Source organism: Pontibacter sp. HSC-36F09 (assembly GCF_024171605.1).
Lineage (GTDB): Bacteria > Bacteroidota > Bacteroidia > Cytophagales > Hymenobacteraceae > Pontibacter.
Map to the genome: position 1 here is coordinate 410,208 of NZ_JALKAA010000002.1, position 19,764 is coordinate 429,971.

General features: G+C 49.9%; 13 protein-coding genes and 1 tRNA gene. All 14 read left to right on the plus strand.

The features are described 5' to 3' along the window. Positions 1–29 precede the first annotated feature (29 nt). The 14 genes from mltG (at position 30) to L1278_RS07875 (ending at position 19,763) form a co-directional block, all read left to right on the plus strand. The gene (mltG, locus tag L1278_RS07810) at positions 30–1,100 is read left to right on the plus strand and encodes an endolytic transglycosylase MltG (RefSeq protein WP_253402590.1); all 1,071 of its coding nucleotides are present in this window, start codon (positions 30–32) and stop codon (positions 1,098–1,100) included. A gap of 102 nt (positions 1,101–1,202) precedes the next feature. Next, on the plus strand, positions 1,203–1,616 hold the full coding sequence (locus L1278_RS07815; RefSeq protein ID WP_253402592.1) for a thioesterase family protein: 414 nt from the start codon (positions 1,203–1,205) through the stop codon (positions 1,614–1,616). Then, entirely contained in the window at positions 1,613–2,587 is a 975-nt protein-coding gene (locus L1278_RS07820) for a YihY/virulence factor BrkB family protein (RefSeq protein WP_253402594.1), read from the plus strand. The genes L1278_RS07815 and L1278_RS07820 overlap by 4 nt, the downstream gene beginning before the upstream one ends. Positions 2,588–2,762: 175 nt before the next feature. Continuing rightward, positions 2,763–2,847, plus strand: a tRNA-Ser gene (locus L1278_RS07825). A gap of 240 nt (positions 2,848–3,087) precedes the next feature. After that, complete coding sequence (locus L1278_RS07830; RefSeq protein ID WP_253402596.1) at positions 3,088–3,960, plus strand: peptide MFS transporter; 873 nt, start codon at positions 3,088–3,090, stop codon at positions 3,958–3,960. Between the two features lie 63 nt (positions 3,961–4,023). Beyond that, a complete protein-coding gene (locus tag L1278_RS07835; RefSeq protein ID WP_253402598.1) occupies positions 4,024–4,749 on the plus strand; it encodes a hypothetical protein in 726 nt (241 codons plus the stop codon). A gap of 277 nt (positions 4,750–5,026) precedes the next feature. Then, on the plus strand, positions 5,027–5,749 hold the full coding sequence (locus L1278_RS07840) for an SGNH/GDSL hydrolase family protein (RefSeq protein ID WP_253402599.1): 723 nt from the start codon (positions 5,027–5,029) through the stop codon (positions 5,747–5,749). 56 nt (positions 5,750–5,805) lie between these two features. Next, a complete protein-coding gene (locus L1278_RS07845; RefSeq protein ID WP_253402601.1) occupies positions 5,806–6,834 on the plus strand; it encodes a LacI family DNA-binding transcriptional regulator in 1,029 nt (342 codons plus the stop codon). Positions 6,835–7,008: 174 nt separating this feature from the next. Beyond that, the gene (locus L1278_RS07850) at positions 7,009–9,264 is read left to right on the plus strand and encodes a GH92 family glycosyl hydrolase (RefSeq protein WP_253402603.1); all 2,256 of its coding nucleotides are present in this window, start codon (positions 7,009–7,011) and stop codon (positions 9,262–9,264) included. Further along, on the plus strand, positions 9,261–11,537 hold the full coding sequence (locus L1278_RS07855) for a GH92 family glycosyl hydrolase (RefSeq protein WP_253402605.1): 2,277 nt from the start codon (positions 9,261–9,263) through the stop codon (positions 11,535–11,537). The genes L1278_RS07850 and L1278_RS07855 overlap by 4 nt, the downstream gene beginning before the upstream one ends. Before the next feature lie 101 nt (positions 11,538–11,638). Then, the gene (locus tag L1278_RS07860; RefSeq protein WP_253402607.1) at positions 11,639–13,075 is read left to right on the plus strand and encodes a glycoside hydrolase family 125 protein; all 1,437 of its coding nucleotides are present in this window, start codon (positions 11,639–11,641) and stop codon (positions 13,073–13,075) included. Between the two features lie 52 nt (positions 13,076–13,127). Beyond that, positions 13,128–14,072 (plus strand): ROK family protein, encoded by a 945-nt coding sequence (locus L1278_RS07865; protein ID WP_253402609.1) that lies wholly within the window; start codon positions 13,128–13,130, stop codon positions 14,070–14,072. A gap of 637 nt (positions 14,073–14,709) precedes the next feature. Beyond that, positions 14,710–17,865, plus strand: coding sequence for a TonB-dependent receptor (locus L1278_RS07870; protein WP_253402611.1), 3,156 nt, complete (start codon positions 14,710–14,712; stop codon positions 17,863–17,865). A gap of 11 nt (positions 17,866–17,876) precedes the next feature. Next, the gene (locus L1278_RS07875) at positions 17,877–19,763 is read left to right on the plus strand and encodes a RagB/SusD family nutrient uptake outer membrane protein (protein ID WP_253402613.1); all 1,887 of its coding nucleotides are present in this window, start codon (positions 17,877–17,879) and stop codon (positions 19,761–19,763) included. Position 19,764 lies beyond the last annotated feature (1 nt).

Genomic DNA, 19,764 nt, shown 5'->3' on the forward strand with positions numbered 1-19,764 from the left:
ATCCTTTTCCGGGCTTATTTATCAACATTATGGCTAACGAAGTCACCCCACGCAAACGCGTCAAGAAAGAGAAAAGCATGTGGCTACCCGGCATTATTGTGCTGTTTCTGTTCCTGTTTGTGAGCTTTTCCTACTACGCCTACCAGATCGTGTATACGGCCAACGTAGACACCAAAGAGCAGGACACTTATGTCTACATCCCGACCGGCGCCAGCTACGAGCAGGCCCTCGACTCAGTGGAGGCCACCGGTACCATCATCGACCGCCTGTCGCTGCGCTTCATGGCCAAACTTATGGACTATGACAAACTGGTAAAGCCAGGCAGGTATAAGATCGAGAATGACTGGAGTAACCGCCAGCTGATCGGCGTGCTGCGCTTAGGTGAGCAGGCACCGCTCAAAATCACGTTCAACAACATCCGGCTGCGCAGCCAGCTGGCCGAGAAACTGGCCGCTGCCGTAGAGCCATCGACTGAAGAAATTGACAGCCTGCTCAACGACCAGGAGTATCTGCAAACGCTCGGTTTCGATACGACAACAGTGGTGAGCATGTTTATACCTAACACCTACGAGGTATACTGGACCATTAAGGCGCCGGAACTTATGCAGCGCATGAAGACCGAGTACGAGCGCTTCTGGACCGCCGAGCGCAAAGCCAAAGCCGAAGCGCTGGGCTTGTCTCCGAAGGAAGTATCAACGCTGGCTTCCATTGTGCAGGCCGAGACGATCAAGAACGACGAGAAGCCGCGTGTGGCCGGCGTATACCTAAACCGTCTGCAGCGCGGTATGAAACTGGAGGCCGACCCGACGGTGGTATATGCTGTGCGTGACTTTAGCATCCGCCGCGTTCTCAACGTGCACCTGCAGCACGACTCACCTTACAACACTTATAGGTATGCCGGTTTGCCTCCGGGCCCGATCAACGTACCGGATATCTCCAGCATCGACGCCGTGCTCAATCCGGAACAACATAAGTATATCTACTTCTGCGCCAAAGAAGATTTCTCGGGTTACCATAGCTTCGCCGTTACGCACGCCGAGCATATCGCCAACGCACGCCGCTACCAGCGCGCACTGACAGAGCGGAATATTTTGAAGTAAATTGTTTAATTGCTGCCTTGTTAAATTGTTGATTCGCAGGTATAATATATGCCTGCAGGAGGTCAACGATTTAGCAATTTAACCATCCAACCATTTAAACAAATGTTCGAATCAGAAGTACAGATACGCGTGCGCTACGCCGAAACCGACCAGATGGGCTATGTCTATTATGGCAACTACGGGGCCTACTACGAGGTGGCCCGCACGGAGGTATTCAGGAGACTAGGTATACACTACAAAGAGATGGAAGCGACCGGTACCATGATGCCGGTACTAGAGCTCAAGTGCAAGTATATCCGTCCGGCCAAGTACGACGATCTGCTGACGATCAAGCTCTTTGTTAAGCACAAGCCTCATGGCTCGCGTATAAAGTTTGAGTATGAGGTGTATAACGAGGAGCAGACGCTGCTGAACGTGGGCGAAACCACCATGGTGTTTGTGGACATGAAATCAGGTCGCCCAACGGCTATACCTGCGCTCATACACCAGAAGTTGGACGGATACTATAGCGAATGAGGCTGAACCAGCAATATCTGAAGCGCCGCAGAGCGTATCGCAAATTTATCGTGTTCCTGAAGAGGTGGCGTTTCAACAACGGCCAGTCTTCGGTATACGAGGTGGCCGACGTGCTGTTGGGCGAACTCAGGCTGGACTCCGTTACCAAGCGCGCCTCGTACATGGCCTTCAACTTTACGCTGGCCATCTTCCCGACCATCATCTTCCTGTTCACACTCATACCTTACATGCCCAGCATCCTGTCGCTGGACCTGGGTGAGAGCATTCTCAACTTCCTGGCTGATTTCCTGCCCGAAGAGATGTATACCGTAGCCTACGGCACCATCGACGACATTGTGAACAAGCCACGCGGGGGGCTGCTGTCCTTCGGTTTTCTCTTCGCCCTGATTCTGTCCACTAATGGTATCATGTCGCTGATGGATGCCTTCGACAAGAAGTACCATACCTTCTACAAGCGGCCCTACTTTAAAAAGCGTGTGATTGCCACGGTGCTGACCATTGCGCTTTCTTCTATACTGTTCCTGGCTGTAGCGGCAATCTTCTTTGGGCAGTGGATATTAGACGTACTTGTCTTTTACGAGGTCGTGACCGAGAGCTATACCTATACCTTGATCGTGATCCTGAAATATGTGGCCATTATCCTGCTATTTCTGCTGGCTACGTCGCTGATCTACTATTATGTGCCCGCCATCCAAGACAAGTGGCCTTTCATTTCGGCCGGTGCAGTAGTGGCGACCATCCTGATTTTTCTGGTGTCAATGATCTTTTCGCTCTACATCAGTGCCTTTGATACCTACAATAAGTTCTATGGTTCCATTGGTGCCCTCATTGGTCTCATGATCTGGCTTGACTTTGTGTCGATGATCCTGATCCTGGGCTTCGAGATCAACGTGAGCATCGACACAGTAACAAAGCGCCTCACCCGCAAGACGGCACAAAGCGAAGCAAAAGCTGCTTCGGCAGCGGTCTGAGAATCTAGTCGGCAGGTATAAGCGACCGTTGCGAGGTTTAGCAGCGATGCTTTGAAAAATTTTACGCTTCTAAATCAACTGCTTATACCTGAAATGCTCTAACCGGCGAAAAATATTTGCGTATAGCTTTGAAAATTCAGCGCGGCACTATACTTTTGTGCTCGATTCAATTACTAGAGAGTTGGCGGAGTGGTCGAACGCGGCGGTCTTGAAAACCGTTGACTGTAACAGGTCCGGGGGTTCGAATCCCTCACTCTCTGCAAAGCCTGCAAACGATAAGTTTGCAGGCTTTTTTGTTTTACAGGACTCCTGAGTTTTACAATTTCTTTCCTTTCCAAAGTAGCATGTTCAGCTACTCAAAATCATTCCCATCCCATAGGATCTGGCTTTTGCAGCTTTCTCTAATTATTGGCCGCAGAAGGTATAATCCAGGCTTATATAAATAGCACATTGCCTTGAATTTGCTTTTGCAACAGACCATCCATTTTGTAGACAAAAGAATGTCTACTAAAACTGCTACCAAATCAAAGCACCCTAAAGGTCTCTATTACCTGTTCTTCTCTGAGATGTGGGAGCGGTTCGGCTTCTACCTGATGCTGGCCATCTTCTTCCTTTACATGATCGATGCACAAAATGGTGGCCTTGGAATTTCCAAGGAAAGCGCATCTGATATCTTCGGGACGTTCATTGCTTTTGTATACCTGACTCCCTTTCTTGGCGGCCTGCTTGCTGACCGGGTACTGGGGTATAGGCTATCGATCTCCATTGGCGGTATCCTAATGGCCATTGGTTATATCGGGCTGGCCTTGCCGGGCGATCTGGCAATGGTTGCTGCGCTTGGCCTGATCATCATCGGAAACGGTTTTTTTAAACCAAATATCTCTACCCTTTTAGGCGGGTTGTACTCCACACCCGAATACCAGGATCAGAAGGACACAGGTTATAACATCTTCTACATGGGGATTAACCTGGGAGCATTTATTGCGCCCTTAGTGGCTTCTTACCTTCGGAATAACTATGGCTGGGGCTACGCTTTTGCAGCTGCAGGCGTAGGTATGTTCCTGGGTGTTATCATTTTCTGGCTGGGCAATAAGCATTACAAAGATGCTGATGTGCGCAAGCCAGCCGCGGCCAACGATATGTCGCTCACCCGCATTTTTAGTGTGGTGATATTGCCTGCAGTCGTTGCCGGCGTGCTAGGCTGGGTGCTTATACCTGGGGATATTTTCGGTTCCAACTCGACAGACGCCTTCATATTTGGTGCTATCCCAATTATGGTGTTCTACGGTTCGCTTTGGGCACGCGCTTCTTCAGAAGATAAACGGCCAATTGCCGCCCTGCTCTCCATTTTTGCTGTAGTGATCGTATTCTAGGCCATCTTCAAGCAGAACGGTACAGCGCTTACTACCTGGGCCGAATATTACACGGTTTGTGAAATGGTAGATGGTCTGACCGGGCCAGCCGGTACGATTGGTATGGTGCAGGAAGTGGATCAGAGCCTGGCAACCGTGCCGGATTATGATGAGAACTTCCGATCGCGTACCGATGCCGATGGCAAAGTAGTGACCAAAGAGGGAGTGGCGCCGTATTTCAATAACCTGCCCAAGGATCAGTGGCCGGCCGAAGGCCAGCCGCTGAAGCTTACCTCGACGGAGCTTTTCCAGTCCATCAACCCTTTGTTCGTTATTCTGCTCACGCCACTGGTCGTGTGGTTCTTCGGCTTCCTGCGACAACGGGGCAAGGAGCCCTCAACGCCTGCCAAGATTATGTGGGGCCTGATCATCACGGCCATGAGCACGCTGGTTATGGTAGGTGCCGTGTTTGCCGGTATGAATGGCGCGGAAAAAAGTTCCGCGATGTGGCTGGTTGGTTCCTACGCCGTGATTACGATAGGGGAGCTTTTCCTGAGCCCGATGGGCCTTTCCCTAGTGTCAAAGCTGAGCCCGCCTCGCCTGACTGCCCTGATGATGGGTGGCTGGTTCCTGGCTACCTCCATCGGCAACAAATTATCAGGGGTACTGGCCAGTATGTGGGACAAGTATGACCACAAGGCCTGGTTCTTCGTGGTAAACTGCATTGGGTCGTTACTGGCAGCTTTTGCCATATTACTGATGCTCCGGTGGCTTCGAGAGATCGTGAAAACGCACACTGGCAAACAGTAGGCTCTATACCTTGTGACTATACCTAAAATCAGCCTGGACCTTCACCCGGGCTGTTTTTTTTTATTTTGTACACAACCCGAAGTATGGCATTAGGTCTTCATTTTCTGACTGAGCTTTGTAACGACCCATAGGCCACCCATTTGGGAGGAGTTTGCTAATCAGATTAAAAATAATAGTTTTACGATAGGATAAGGGTCTTTCGCTTCATATTAGAGTATGTTGGAGCCTGGCTTTATCATGACATCCCACACCTTTGAATAAAGATTAAGTTAACATTATGAAGAAATTACTATCCCTTTTTGCCCTCCTTTTTACAACTGCTACTTCTGATGCACAGGATTGGCCTAACCTGAAAAAATATGAGGCTGCTAATCAGGAGATAATTGTCTCTACTAAAAACCCAAAAGCTGTCTTTATGGGCAACTCGATCACAGAGGGTTGGTGGCAACAGCGTCCGGAGTTTTTTGAAAAGCATGGTTTTGTTGGAAGAGGGATCGGGGGACAAACGACGCCTCAGATGCTAATACGATTTACTCCTGATGTGATCGACCTGAAGCCTGAGGTAGTGGTGATTCTGGCTGGAACCAATGACATTGCTGGAAACACCGGACCTTCCTCCGTAAAGATGATCACCGACAACCTGGCGGCCATGGCGCAGCTGGCGAAAGCAAATGGAATAAAAGTAGTGTTGAGCTCTATATTGCCCGTGAAAGAGTATCCGTGGAGCAAAGACGCTGATGCCGTTGGAATGATTGGGCAGGTGAATACCTGGATGAAGCGTTATGCAGCCGAACAAGGGTTCGTTTACCTGGATTATTTCTCTGCGATGGTGGATGACGAAAAGGGACTAAAGAAGAAATACTCGGGTGACGGCGTGCATCCGGATCTGAAGGGATATGCCGTGATGGAGCCACTGGTGCTGAAAGCGGTTGAAAATGCCCTGAAACAGGGTAAAAAGGAACCAAAGAAAACTAAAACCTCCAGGACCAAAAGCCTTTAAGTCTATCTCTTCTTCCTGATGGAAGCATCATCCTAACGCTACTGCTATACCTGAAATTGAAACCCAAACGTCCCTCCATCAAAGACATTGCGGCTAACCTTAATGTCTCCGTAACGACCGTATCCTTCGTCCTGAACGGCAAAGGGCCGGAGATGCGTATTTCTGAGGAAGTTATCCAGAAAATACTTAATTACGCAAAAGAGATCAATTACACTCCCAACCAGCTTGCACAGAGCCTGCGCACCGGCAAGTCGAACGTCATCGTTTTTATGGTGGAGGATATTTCCAACCCCTTCTTTGCACGGTTAGCCCGCATCATTGAAGTTACTGCCTATAAGAAAGGCTACAAGGTTATTTTCTGCAGCAACGAGAACGATGACCGGCACACCGAAGAGCTCCTTCAGGTTTTCAGGGATCAGAAGGTAACCGGCTATATTATTATACCTTCGGCAGGAGCCAAAAAACAGATCATGGCCTTGTTGGAGGAAGACGTTCCGATGATTCTCTTCGACCGCTATTTCCCTGAACTGGAAACGAATTATGTGGTGATTGACAATGAGAACGCTACCTATAAGGCTACGAAGCATCTTATTGGGAATGGCTACAGGAATATTGGCTTTGTAACGATTGCCTCAAAACAAACCCAGATGATGGACCGCCTGAAGGGGTATAGCAAGGCGGTGAAAGAGGCCAAATTCCAAAGCCGGGTGCTAGAACTGCCGTTTGTGGACCCCTTGGTAGGAGAAGGGCTTATGCGGAATTTCTTTGATGCAAATCCAGAACTGGATGCCGTTTTCTTTGCTACCAACTATCTGACCCAGCGGGGATTACTGGTGATGCGGGAGCATTTCCCTGGCAAGCTGAATGAATGGGGCATTATGACTTTTGATGATAACGAATTCTTCCACATTCATACACCTTCTATTTCCGCGGTAGCCCAGCCACTTGAAGAAATCGGAAACAAATTGATGGAAATTATGCTGGAGTTGCTAAAAGGGGAGAAAAAAACTGTGCATCAGGTGGTGCTAAAGGCGGAGTTGAGGGAGCGGGATTCTTCCAGGTCGAAGCATGCCAGCAGCATTTAATAACAGCCGCTAATTCTAGCAAATCTTATCTGAAGCGAAACTTTGGGCTCAAAATGTAGGAATTCCTTGTTTGCGTGGTCCATCCTCCCCTAGAATCTGCGGACATAGACAACAGTAAGTTTGCAAATGAGCAATTTTTTTAGTTTTTTGCTAAAACGATTTAGGAGTGACAATATGAGCAAGTATACAATCAAGGTCTTGGGGCTGTTATGTGGACTAATACTGGGTAGCTGTTCGACGGTTCAGAAAGCTATTGTAGAGCCCGTAGACCATGTTAATCCCTATATGGGGAATATTAGTCACCTGCTGGTGCCGACGTACCCTACCATGCACCTGCCTAACGGCATGCTCCGGGTCTACCCCGAGCGGGACGACTACACAGGCGTACGACTTAAAGGTCTTCCCGTTGCAGTCACCAGTCACAGGGGGAGCTCTGCTTTTAGTCTGAGCCCCTACCAGGGTCCTGCGTCTGGGCTACAGTCTGTTATCAGGTATAGCTACGATCGGGAAAAGATCACGCCCTATTCTTATTATGTCTACCTCGACGAGCAGGAGATGGACGTACATTATGGACTTTCATCTCAGGCCGCCCTTTATGAAATCAACTTTGGAAGTCAGGAAGATACCTATCTGGTAGTCAGTTCCAGGCAAGGCCAATTGGATTGGGACGGAAAGGCCCTCTCGGGCTACCAGGAGCTGGCAAACAACACGCGCATCTACGTTTACATAGAACCCGAAACGCAACCTTCCGAAGTCTCTGTGTTGCAGGAAGGAAAGCTTACGGCCGGGGCTTCTGCAACTGGCCGGGAAGCCAGCCTTGTAATGGAATATCCTGCCGCACTCCAGTCGCTGAAGCTGCGCTATGGAATCTCCTTTATTGATGCCGTTCAGGCAAAACAAAATATGCTACGCGAGGTAGCTGGCAAGAGCATCGCTGAATTACAAACCCATGCGCGTAAACAATGGAACGAAACGCTGGGCAAGATAAACATCGCCGGCGGCTCTCCAGATGAGCGTACTGTCTTCTATACCTCCCTGTACCGCACGTTCGAGCGGCCGGTGAATATTACAGAAGATGGCCGCTATTTCAGTGCGTTTGACGGAAAAGTGCACAAAGCCGATCGTAACTTCTATACCGACGACTGGATCTGGGATTCCTACCGGGCGCACCATCCACTGAACGTATTGATTGATCCAGCCAAAGAAGAAGACATCCTGAATTCCTTTGTGCTGATGGCACAGCAAATGGACGAGTTCTGGCTGCCAACTTTCCCTGAGATCACAGGTGACAGCAGGCGGATGAACTCTAACCACGGCGTGCCCACCCTGCTGGATGCCTGGCGCAAAGGCCTTCGCAATTTCGATTTGAAAGCTGGCTATGAGGCTGCCAAGAATGCCATCACAGAGAAAACATTAGCCCCCTGGTCAGCCGCCCCTGCAGGAGAGCTTGATCGTTTTTACAAGGAGATAGGCTTTATCCCGGCGCTAAGACCAGGAGAAAAAGAGTACATCCCGGAGGTGAATTCGTTTGAGCGCCGTCAGGCCATTGCCGTAACGCTGGGAACCGCCTACGACCAATGGGCGCTGTCCGCGATTGCCGATGAACTCGGATATAATGATGATGCGAAATTCTTTCAGGAAAAATCTTACAATTATCGGCACCTGTTTAATCCGAAAACCGGGTTTTTCCATCCGAAAGATTCTTCCGGAAACTTTATTGAGCCATTCGACTACAAATTCTCCGGTGGTATGGGTGCCCGGGATTATTACGGGGAGAACAATGCCTGGACCTACCAGTGGGACGTGCAGCACAACGTGGCCGACCTGATTTCCCTGATGGGAGGACGTAAGGCCTTCCTGAAGAACCTGGACCAGCTGTTCGAGGAGCCACTTGGCAAGAGCAAGTTTGACTTCTATGCCCAATTACCCGACCAGACAGGCAACGTGGGGCAGTTCTCCATGGCCAATGAGCCTTCCCTCCACATCCCATACCTGTACAACTATGCTGGCCAGCCCTGGAAAACCCAGAAAATGATCCGCTTTTTGGTAGATACCTGGTTCCGGAATGACTTGATGGGGGTTCCTGGTGATGAAGACGGAGGAGGTATGTCTGCCTTTGTTGTTTTCTCCCAGCTTGGGTTCTATCCAGTAACGCCCGGTATGCCGGTTTATAATATCGGCAGCCCGGTATTTGAGAAGGCCGTTCTGGATCTTGGAAACGGAAAGCAATTCACGATTATTGCCAAAAACTATGACCCAGCGCATAAGTACATCCAATGGGCACGTCTGAACGGGAAAGAGTGGAACAAGCCGTGGTTCTCTCACGAGGATATCATCCAAGGCGGTGAACTAGAATTGACCATGGGCCTTAAGCCTAATAAAGACTGGGGAACTGCTGAAGAAGCGGCTCCGCCTTCCATGCAGAAATGAAGTATTGGGGTTTCCATATCACGTTAGCAGTTCTCCTGCTAGGTATGAGCTTTTCGGCCCATGCCCGGCAGGAGCAGGACCTGGTGCAGTATGTTAATACGCTTCAGGGGACTAATTCCTCTTTTGAGCTAACCTATGGCAATACCTATCCCACTACCGCTTTGCCTTTCGGCATGCATACCTGGACCCCACAGACTGGTAAAAATGGAAATGGCTGGAAATACCAGTATGCAAAAGACTCGATCAGAGGCTTTCAGCAGGCACACCAATGCAGCTCCTGGAGCGGCGACTACGCTGTTTTTTCACTGATGCCGGTAGTAGGGCAACTGAAACTGCATGAAGACGAGCGCGCCACCCGATTCAGCCACACGAATGAAATAGGCAAACCTCACTACTACAAAGTTACCTTCGACAACCAGATCACCACCGAGATTTCCCCCACCGAAAGAGGCGCCCATCTGCGCTTCAGCTTTCCCGAAGGAGAGAGTTCATACCTGGTACTAGATGGCTATACCGGACTAAGTTCGGTTAAAATCGATCCAGAAAACAAGCGCATCACCGGCACAGTTTCCAATGGCCGTCTTGTTGGGAAGCTGATCAATTACTTTGTGGTTGAGTTTGACCAGCCTTTTAAAACTTATGGAACCTGGGAAAACCGCAAAGGCGGGCAATGGCCTGGAGCAAAATCTGCAGAAGGGAGGGGAGTTGGCGCTTACATCGAATTTGCATCCGGGCAGCAGGTACAGGCCCGGACCGCCTCTTCTTATGTAAGTCTGCAGCAGGCAAAGCTTACCCTGGAGCAGGAGCTTGGTAAACTTGACAGCCTGGAAGACACTAGAGAGGAAGCCCGCCAGGTATGGAACCAGCAACTGGGGAAGATCGTGGTGGAAGGCGGTACAGAGGAGCAGTTGCGGACCTTTTACTCCACCTTGTTCCGGGCTAACCTGTTCTCACGCAAATTCTATGAAATAAACGCGGAAGGAGAGCCTTATTATTTCAGCCCATATGACCTCAAGCTTCACGCCGGATACCTCTTTACGGACACCGGATTCTGGGATACGTTCCGGGCTCAGTTTCCTCTCAATACGATTTTGCATCCCACCCAGCACGGGCGCTACGTGGCAGCCTTGCTGGATGTGCATGAGCAGAGCGGCTGGCTGCCGAGCTGGTCCTTCCCCCATGAAAACGGCGGTATGATCGGGAATCACGCTATTACTTTACTTGCCGACGCCTGGGTAAAAGGTATACGCACCTTCGATCCGCAAAAAGCACTGGAGGCCTACCATCATACGGCTACCAACAAAGGTCCCTGGGGTCCTTCGAACGGACGGGAGGGCTGGAAAGAATACTATACCTTAGGCTATGTGCCTTACCCAACCTATGAAGAAGGAACTGCCAAAACATTGGAGTACGCCTATGATGATTTTGCCGGTTACCAGCTTGCAAAAGTGACCGGGAACGACTTTTACAAAGGAATCTTTGAGCGGCAGATGTACAATTACCGGAATGTGTTCGATCCGGCTACTGGCTTTATGCGGGGGCGCCAGGCTGATGGCCAATGGAACCCGAATTTTGATGCTTTCGAATGGGGTGGCCCCTATACCGAGGCCAATGCCTGGCACTACCTCTGGTCGGTGTTCCACGATGTACAGGGACTGATCGACCTGCTCGGGGGTGAGAAGCAATTTGTGAGCAAGCTAGACTCGGTGTTCTCTTTACCCAGCACCGTGAACACGGGCTCTTACGGCTACATGATACACGAAATGACGGAGATGCAGCTAGCCAAAATGGGGCAATATGCGCACGGCAACCAACCCATCCAGCACATGATCTACCTGTATAACTATGCCGGTCAGCCCTGGAAGGCCCAGCATTGGGCACGGGAAGTGATGGAGCGCCTGTACAATTCCACCGAGAATGGGTATCCCGGAGACGAAGACCAGGGCCAGACCTCTTCCTGGTATGTGCTGAGTGCCTTAGGCTTTTACAGTGTGACGCCGGGTACGGACGAGTATGTACTGGGAAGCCCGGTTTTCAGAAAAGCGACCATCAACCTAGAAAACGGGAAACAATTTGTCATCGAGGCGGAAGGCAACAGCAAGGAGAACGTGTACATCCGGTCGGCCAGGTTAAACGGGAAAGCTTATTCCAAGAATTTTATCCGGCATCAGGATATCATGAACGGAGGGCGGCTTCAGTTTAAAATGGGCAGTAAGCCTAATAAGTCAAGAGGAACAAAAGAAAGCGATAAGCCATACTCTGTCTCCCGCTGAACTTACTCCCGGGGAAATTTAAGTCTCTGAAGATGATCAGGAATAGAGGTATGGGGAGAGCAGCCGTCATACTGGTAGTAGAAAGTGAAATAAGGTAACATATGAAAAGAAGAAATTTTATACAGAATGTAGCGCTTGCCGGGGGATTCGTTATGCTGGACCCATTGTCCGCGGTAGGAGCGCCATCACTTACCGATACATTGTTCAAGCGTTTTCCGGAGGTGAGGACCCCAGAGGCGAAACGTAATTTCAGCAGCAAGGTGATTGAGAAAGCTATCAAGGAATTCGGCAAAAAGGTGAAGGATGAAGAGCTCGCCTGGTTGTTCAACAACTGCTTCCCTAACACACTGGATACCACCGTTACCTATTCCGAAAAGAACGGCCGTCCGGACACCTACGTGATCACCGGCGACATCGACGCGATGTGGTTGCGCGACAGTTCGGCACAGGTATGGCCATATCTGCCATTCACTGAAAAAGACAAGAACCTCAAGAAACTGATCGCGGGCGTCATTAACCGACAGACCAGCTATATTTTGAAGGATCCCTATGCGAACGCCTTCTACAACGACCCGACCCAGACAGGCCACTGGGTAAAAGACATTACCGACATGCAACCGGGCGTGCACGAACGCAAGTGGGAGATCGATTCCCTGTGTTACCCGATCCGTTTGGGCTACGGCTACTGGAAGACCACCGGCGATACATCACCCTTCAACGCAGACTGGCAAAATGCCATCAAGCTGATCCTGAAAACTTTTAAGAACCAGCAGTTGAAAGACGGGAAAGGCGACTATACTTTCCAGCGGGAAACGGCTGCAGGTACCGATACCAGAGCGTTGCAAGGCTATGGCTATCCTGTAAAACCAGTGGGATTGATCGCTTCGGCTTTCCGGCCGAGCGACGATGCGACTGTGTTTTCTTTCCTGGTACCTTCCAACTTTTTTGCTGTAGTTAGTTTGCAGCAGGCGGCCGAGATGATGACGGAGCTTGCCAAAGACAAAGCAACAGCCAACGAGTTGAAACAGCTTAGCGAAGAAGTAAAGGCAGCCCTACAGAAGCATGCGGTGGTAAACCACCCCAACCACGGGAAAATTTACGCCTTTGAAGTGGACGGCTATGGAAACCATTTGATGATGGATGACGCCAACGTTCCGAGCTTGTTGTCGCTACCATACCTGGGCGCTGTTGAGGCAGATGATCAAATTTACAAAAACACCCGTAGCTTTGTCCTCTCGCTGGACAATCCTTTCTTCTTTAAGGGAACAGCCGCGGAAGGTATAGGCGGGCCTCATATTGCGGTGGATACGATCTGGCACATGTCCATCATCATACAGGCGTTGACCAGTAAAGATGAAAAGGAAATCAAGAAGTGTATCGGGATGCTGAAGTCGACACACGCTGATACCGGATTTATGCATGAGGCATTCCATAAAGATAATCCGTTTGAGTTTACCCGAAAGTGGTTCGCCTGGGCGAACACCTTGTTCGGGGAGTTGCTATGGAAGACGTATCAGGAAAAACCGCATTTGCTATAGGGGAGTGGCTGTGGCCGAGCTAAATTAACTACAGCTAAATCAGATTTGATGAATGACAAAGGATAGAAAGATTGCCCTGGGAGTTGACATCGGAGGGAGTCATATTACGGCAGCGGCAGTGTGTTTGGACCAGTTCGAGATCATTCCCGGGACCAGTATTAACAGAAAGATAGACAATAAAGCTTCAAAGGAAGCTGTTTTAGAAGCCTGGGCCGGTACGATCCGGGAGGTGCTGGAGACCCAAATCCCGACATTGGGACAAGGAAGTATCGGGATAACAGGTATAGGTATAGCGATGCCTGGCCCGTTCGATTATCCCAATGGGATCGCGATGTTTGAGGGAAACAACAAGTATGAATGCCTTTACAAGGTGGATGTCCGCAAACCGTTGAGTGAGCTGGTAAACATTCCGGTAGAGAAAATCCATTACTTCAACGACGCCTCTTCCTTTGTGGTGGGCGCAGCCTTACAAACGCAGGTGCTTCATAAGAGAACCGTGGGGCTCACCCTAGGCACCGGTTTCGGGGCAGCATTCCTGGTCAACTCCCTGCCTGCGATAGAGGGGGAGCAGATTCCGGAGAATGGGTGCCTGTGGGATAAGGGCTTTAAGGCTGGTATCGCCGACGATTATTTCTCTACCCGCTGGTTTGTGGGGAAGCATGAGGCAGCTACGGGGGAAACCTGTAGCGGCGTGCGGGAAATGGTTGCATCAGGCCATACGTCGACCCAACTGGTTTTTGAGGAATTTGTTGAAAACCTGACAGTGTTCCTGAGGCCGTATCTGGAGAAATTTGAAGCAGAAGCGCTCTTAATTGGAGGCAATATCTCCAGATCGCACCACCTTTTCGTTGAGGCCCTGAGAGCATCTCTTGGTATACCTAGTGGACTTCAAATTGAGATTGTGGAGGATACGGAGAACTGTAATATGCTGGGAGCATCGCATTTGATGCAACTGGACTACTGGCAGCAACAGTCTGCGTTGAAGGCATTCTTCTAAGGCTATATTCTCTTTATTAGTGTATCTGGTCTGTCGAAATACAGACTATTAAGGTATAAGGACCTGGTTGGTTTTTCTTCAAAAGGAAAGCCAGGCAGGTCCTCTTACTTTATATAGATGGTACCCTTTCTGGTTGAGTTCATACCTTATGCTTCAGCCTATACCTATCTCTTAAGTCTTTCTATAGACAAGACGATAATACTTCTTTCAACCACCAAACCCTGCGTGAGTGAGTACTCTCTATGATGTTACTGTGTTGATTTACAGTATTTTGAGCGTGGCGTTACAACGCAAGGTTATGATTTTCCTCTTGTTACTTCTTCCACCAGGTTATTGTAGCCTCCATAGAGGGTGAATAGGGGAGATGTATACCTTAGCTTCCTGGTTGTTTTCCTATATTATTTTGCAAAAGTCAGGTATAGTGTTAACCCCATGTTAAGCCTGGATGATGGCCAGATTAATAAATAGGGCGTTTTCGGAGAACAAGACAAATTATTATTAGGGTTTTTCTATTAATGCTGTTGTATTTTACTAAAACGTTTTAGTATATTTGATATCATTGTGGAGCGACGCTTTTCAGCCGATCAGGTTGACGCGAAACCATAAGAAGTTCAAAGTTCAACTAACATCAAAAGTTATGACAAATAGATACTCTAACAGGTATTTGCGTAAGGGATGGGGGCTGGTGTCTTTCGCTGCTCTCCTGTCGTACTTTCCTTCTCAGGCAGGTGCCTCGCTTTACAATGTGCCCGAAAACGACATGGCGCTTGCGTTCATGCAGGATCAGGCCACAATAAAGGGCAAGGTGGTAGACGATCAGGGGATGCCCTTGCCGGGTGCCAGCATCGTGGAGAAGGGGACAACCAACGGCGTGACTTCCGATGCTGACGGTAACTTCACCATAAAAGCCGGATTGAATACTGTACTTGTCGTTTCATACCTGGGCTATAAATCTCAGGAGGTGGAAGTTGCCGGCCAGACTAATCTGACTATCGGGCTGGAAATGGATGCAACAGGCCTCGGAGAGGTGGTTGTGGTTGGCTACGGTACCCAGAAGAAAGAAAACCTAACTTCTGCCATTTCTACTATCAGAGCCAAAGACATTGTTACTACGACCAGTTCCAGCCTGGCACAAAGCCTTCAGGGTAAAGTTCCGGGTCTGCAGATTCGTCAGCAGGACGGAGAGCCGGGTAGCTTTTCATCCTCCATCAATATTCGTGGGTTCGGAGAACCTCTTTATGTAATCGACGGGATCGTGCGGGATGGAGGAGTAGAGTTTCAGCAGCTTAACCCCAACGACATTGAGAGTATTACCATACTGAAGGATGCTTCTGCCGCCATCTACGGCTTGAATGCTGCCAACGGAGTAATCCTGGTAACCACCAAGAAGGGTAAATTAGGGAAGCCATCCTTTAATTATACCGGTACAGTAGGCTTCCAGAGGCCGACTGATGTGCCGGTGATGTCGGATGCAGCGCAGTATCTTGAAATGTACAACGATGCTGTTTTCTATCGCGACAAGAACCACTACATATCAGCCGATGAACTGCAACGCTGGCGCGAGGGAGGTGCCGGTTATACGAGTACGAACTGGTTCGACGAGACCTTTAAGGACTATGCTACCCAGCACCAGCACAATTTCTCCGTGCGTGGAGGTACAGAAAAGGCTGACTACTTTGTGAGCCTTGGCACCTACTCTGAGGGTGGTTTATTTAAAAGCAACGACATCAATTACAACCGGTATAACTTCCGCTCCAACCTCGGCCTGCAGCTAACCAACAACCTGAGAGCGGAAGTAATGCTCTCCGGCAGGTATAGCGAAAGGGAGTACCCGGGAGGTGACGGATTCATGTGGATCTACAAAGGGACCATCATCAGTCACCCGCACGAACGTCCTTTCATCAACGATAACCCTGACTACCCTGCCAATATCCACAACCAGCAGAATCCGGTGTTGATGGCCCAGAACCGATACGCAGGATACACCACCAATGAGAACAAGGACTTCACCTCCTCTGCCTCCCTGGCCTGGAGTGTTCCTTTCCTGGAAGGGTTAGAAGCCAGAGCTACCGCTTCCTATGACAGCCGGAACATGTTCAACAAAAACGTATGGAAAAACTATACGGTCTACTCACCGGATCTAACGCCGCAGGTGATCAATCCGCCACGGATTGCAAACGCCATCGACGATGCCAACCGCCTGGTGTTCCAGGGCCAGTTAGCGTACGAGAACACCTTCTTCGATCGGCACAACGTCAGTGCAACGGCAGTTTTCGAACAGAAATATTACGAGAAGAAATACTCATACCTGAAACGGGAGTACGACTTCTTTACCACGGATGTGGTGGACTTCGCGGGTGGGCTTCAGACGAACGCGGGCAGTGAAGTAGAGGAAGCCACCATGTCCTACATCGGTCGCGTGAACTACGACTTCTCAGCAAAGTACCTGGCAAGCTTCGCCTTCCGCTACGACGGATCCTACCGCTATGCGCCAGGCAACCGCTGGGCGTTTTTCCCAACTGTTTCCGCAGGTTGGAGAATTTCGGAGGAAAATTTTATCAAAGACAACTTACGCTTTATCAACGATCTGAAGATCAGGGCCTCTTATGGTCAGATTGGCGAGAACGTTGGGGCTCCCTTTCAGCACGTGCTAGGGTTTAGCCCATCGCCCAACCAGGGCGCAGAATTCACCAACGGTATTGTGACGGGTGGCATGGTGGCCCCGGGCGTGATCAACCCGAACTTCACCTGGGTGGAGTCGACCATCGCTGACATAGGTATAGAAGGCAGCTTCTTTGACAACAAATTGAGCTTTGAGGCAGACTACTACGAAAGGGAGAAAACAGGAAAGCTGAAGACCCGTGAGGGAGGCTTACCAAACACCTTTGGAGGGGAGATGCCGATAGAGAACCTGGAAAGTGAGGTAACGAGAGGCTTTGACTTCATTGTTTCGCACCAGCACAACATCAACGAATTCAGCTACGGGGTAAGTGTCAACATGAACCTGGCCCGTACGATGCACAAGGTGGTAGACAAGCCAGATCCGACCAGTAGCATGGACCGTTGGAGGCACGGTTTCCCGAACAGATGGAACGATATCCAATGGGGTTATGACCGCACGGGTCAATTCCAGAACCAGGAGGACATCAACAACGGCCCGATTCACGGTGGCAACCAGGGGAACTCACAGATTCTACCGGGAGACTACATCTACGATGACGTGAACGGAGATGGAATCATCGATGGCAAGGACATGATGCCGATCTTCAGAAACGGTACTCCGAAGCTGTTCTACGGACTCACGCTTACTGCGGGCTACAAGAACTTCGACATGACTGCCGTTTTCCAGGGCGCATCCTTGTACACCATCCGATTTAATGAGGTATACAGCCAGATGTTCTTCAATGGCGGTAACATCCCCGCTTACTTCTACGACAGATGGCACCTGGCAAATCCTTACGATCCGAACTCAGAGTGGGTACCGGGAAGATGGCCTGCCAACCGTTTTGCAGAGTATATGCAGTCTTCCTACAGAGAGAGTGATGCCTGGAGGATGAATGCCAGCTACCTGCGCATGAAGAGCATTGAGATTGGGTATACCATCCCGTCGCAAATCACTGGCAGGTCTTTCCTTAACCAGGTACGGATCTACGCCAATGCGCATAACCTGTTAACATTCTCTGATTCTTTCCTGAAACAATTTGACCCTGAAAAACATGAAGGGCAGTACCAGGCCGGTTACAATTATCCGCTGATGCAGAGCTTTAACTTCGGAGTGAATGTTTCTTTTTAACTAGCAAAATCATGAAAAATAGAAGCTTAAAATATTTATTCATAGCCCTTCTGGTAGGAACCTTCAGCTCCTGTAATGATTCCCTGGACGTTGAACCGAAGAACAAAGTGCCTGCAGAAGCGGTGCTTTCTGACCCGAACGGTATTCGCAGTTACCTGGCGAATATGTATTATGAATTGCCGGTAGAGGATTTCGTGTATTTCCCACGTGCAGGTTTTAACGCCCGCGGTAACACAGGTTCCCTGTCGCTATCCCAATACGGACTGGAAGCCATTCACTCAGAGTGGCCTAACTGGAATGAGTTCAACAACCAGTGGTGGACGCGCGGTTACCAGCTCAACCGGGATATCAACCTGCTGGAGGAATCTGTGGCTAAAGTTAATTTCTCTGAAGCAGAGAGAAGCGCCATTGAAGGGGAGATCGCATTTCTTCGTGCCTATACCTATTATGGTTTTGTGAAAAGGTATGGCGGGGTGCCCATTATTACCGAAAATCAGAACTATTCTACCGATTGGGAGAGTCTCCGTGTGCCACGCAATACCGAGAAAGAGACCTGGGATTTTGTGCTTGCCCAATTAGACATTGCTTTTGACAAACTACCGGAGACCAGAAATAGCCTGGACGAAACGAAGCGAAGAGCTACGAAATGGGCTGCGGCCGGCTTGAAATCGCGCGTTGCCCTGCATGCTGCTTCTGTGGCTAAGTACTGGAACCGCGCTCCGCTTTCAGGACAAGCTGTCGATGCCGGGTTGGTAGGTATGCCAGCGACTGAAGCAAACCGCTACTACCAGGAGGCTATTAAGGCTTCTGAGACAGTGATCAATTCCGGTCGGTTTGGCCTATACATGGCGAACCCATCTAGTCCGCAGGAAGCTGCCAGAAACTACCAGAAACTGTTTATGCAGCCAAACGACGCCATGACAGAAGTGCTCTTTATGAAAGGGTACGGCCATGCTGGTGGTCCGCTGGCCCATGACTACGATGGCTGGAATAACCCCAACCAGACAGGTGAAGGCTTCCCACACGTTGGGCGCACCAATCCTGTACTGGAGCTGGTTGACCGGTATGAGAACTATGAGAAACCGGGAGAAGCTTCTCCCATCGTCACGACTGCCGACGGGCAGGTACAGCTAGGGGATTTTAACCCTTCTGCCGATTACATCCGGTTCTCTTCTCCGGAAGAGATCTTCCAGGGAAAAGATGCACGTTTCTTTGCTTCCATCATCCACCCCGGCGCGGTATGGAAAGGTACGGAGATCGTTATTCAGGGTGGTGTCATTCGTCCGGACGGAAGTGCCTTGACAACGAAGGGTTCAGTAGAGCACAAGGGTACGACCTATCACGCCTACGGGGCAGCGACCAGCAACCAATACTCAGGTTTTGATGGAACACCTAACATGACGCGTACAGGCTTCCTGTTGAAGAAGTTTTTGGATGAAGGAGCCAGCATCAACACCTGGTTACAATCAACCACCGACTTTATTGACATCCGTTATGCGGAAATCCTGCTGAACTATGCCGAAGCGGTAGCCGAGAGCGGACAGGGCAATGCAGACCTGGCCAGCCAGGGGCTGAACGCCGTCAGGAGAAGAGCAGGACACACGGTTTCTATACCTCTGACACTGGAGAATGTGTTGCGGGAGCGCGCTGTGGAACTTGCCTTTGAGAACAAGGAGTACTGGGACCTGATCAGAAGACGCACCTACCACCAGATCTTCAACAACTACGTGAAGACTGCGCTGGTGCCGATGCTAGACCTGCGCGGAGAGGAGCCAGCCTATATCTACATCAGGAAGAGAGTGCCCGGAGCTCAGCCCAATACCTTTCCCGAGAGAGATTACTACAGTGGCATCCCGGGTGTAAACAACAACGGAGTTATCCAGAATCCTCAGCATTAAG

Bases quoted from the DNA above. Each gene is read 5' to 3' on its own strand.
- L1278_RS07820 (WP_253402594.1), top strand. From the start codon at position 1,613: ATGAGGCTGAACCAGCAATATCTGAAGCGCCGCAGAGCGTATCGCAAA.
- L1278_RS07855 (WP_253402605.1), top strand. From the start codon at position 9,261: ATGAAGTATTGGGGTTTCCATATCACGTTAGCAGTTCTCCTGCTAGGT.
- L1278_RS07835 (WP_253402598.1), top strand. From the start codon at position 4,024: ATGGTAGATGGTCTGACCGGGCCAGCCGGTACGATTGGTATGGTGCAG.
- L1278_RS07870 (WP_253402611.1), top strand. From the start codon at position 14,710: ATGACAAATAGATACTCTAACAGGTATTTGCGTAAGGGATGGGGGCTG.
- L1278_RS07840 (WP_253402599.1), top strand. From the start codon at position 5,027: ATGAAGAAATTACTATCCCTTTTTGCCCTCCTTTTTACAACTGCTACT.
- L1278_RS07815 (WP_253402592.1), top strand. From the start codon at position 1,203: ATGTTCGAATCAGAAGTACAGATACGCGTGCGCTACGCCGAAACCGAC.
- L1278_RS07850 (WP_253402603.1), top strand. From the start codon at position 7,009: ATGAGCAAGTATACAATCAAGGTCTTGGGGCTGTTATGTGGACTAATA.
- L1278_RS07830 (WP_253402596.1), top strand. From the start codon at position 3,088: ATGTCTACTAAAACTGCTACCAAATCAAAGCACCCTAAAGGTCTCTAT.
- mltG (WP_253402590.1), top strand. From the start codon at position 30: ATGGCTAACGAAGTCACCCCACGCAAACGCGTCAAGAAAGAGAAAAGC.
- L1278_RS07865 (WP_253402609.1), top strand. From the start codon at position 13,128: ATGACAAAGGATAGAAAGATTGCCCTGGGAGTTGACATCGGAGGGAGT.
- L1278_RS07860 (WP_253402607.1), top strand. From the start codon at position 11,639: ATGAAAAGAAGAAATTTTATACAGAATGTAGCGCTTGCCGGGGGATTC.
- L1278_RS07875 (WP_253402613.1), top strand. From the start codon at position 17,877: ATGAAAAATAGAAGCTTAAAATATTTATTCATAGCCCTTCTGGTAGGA.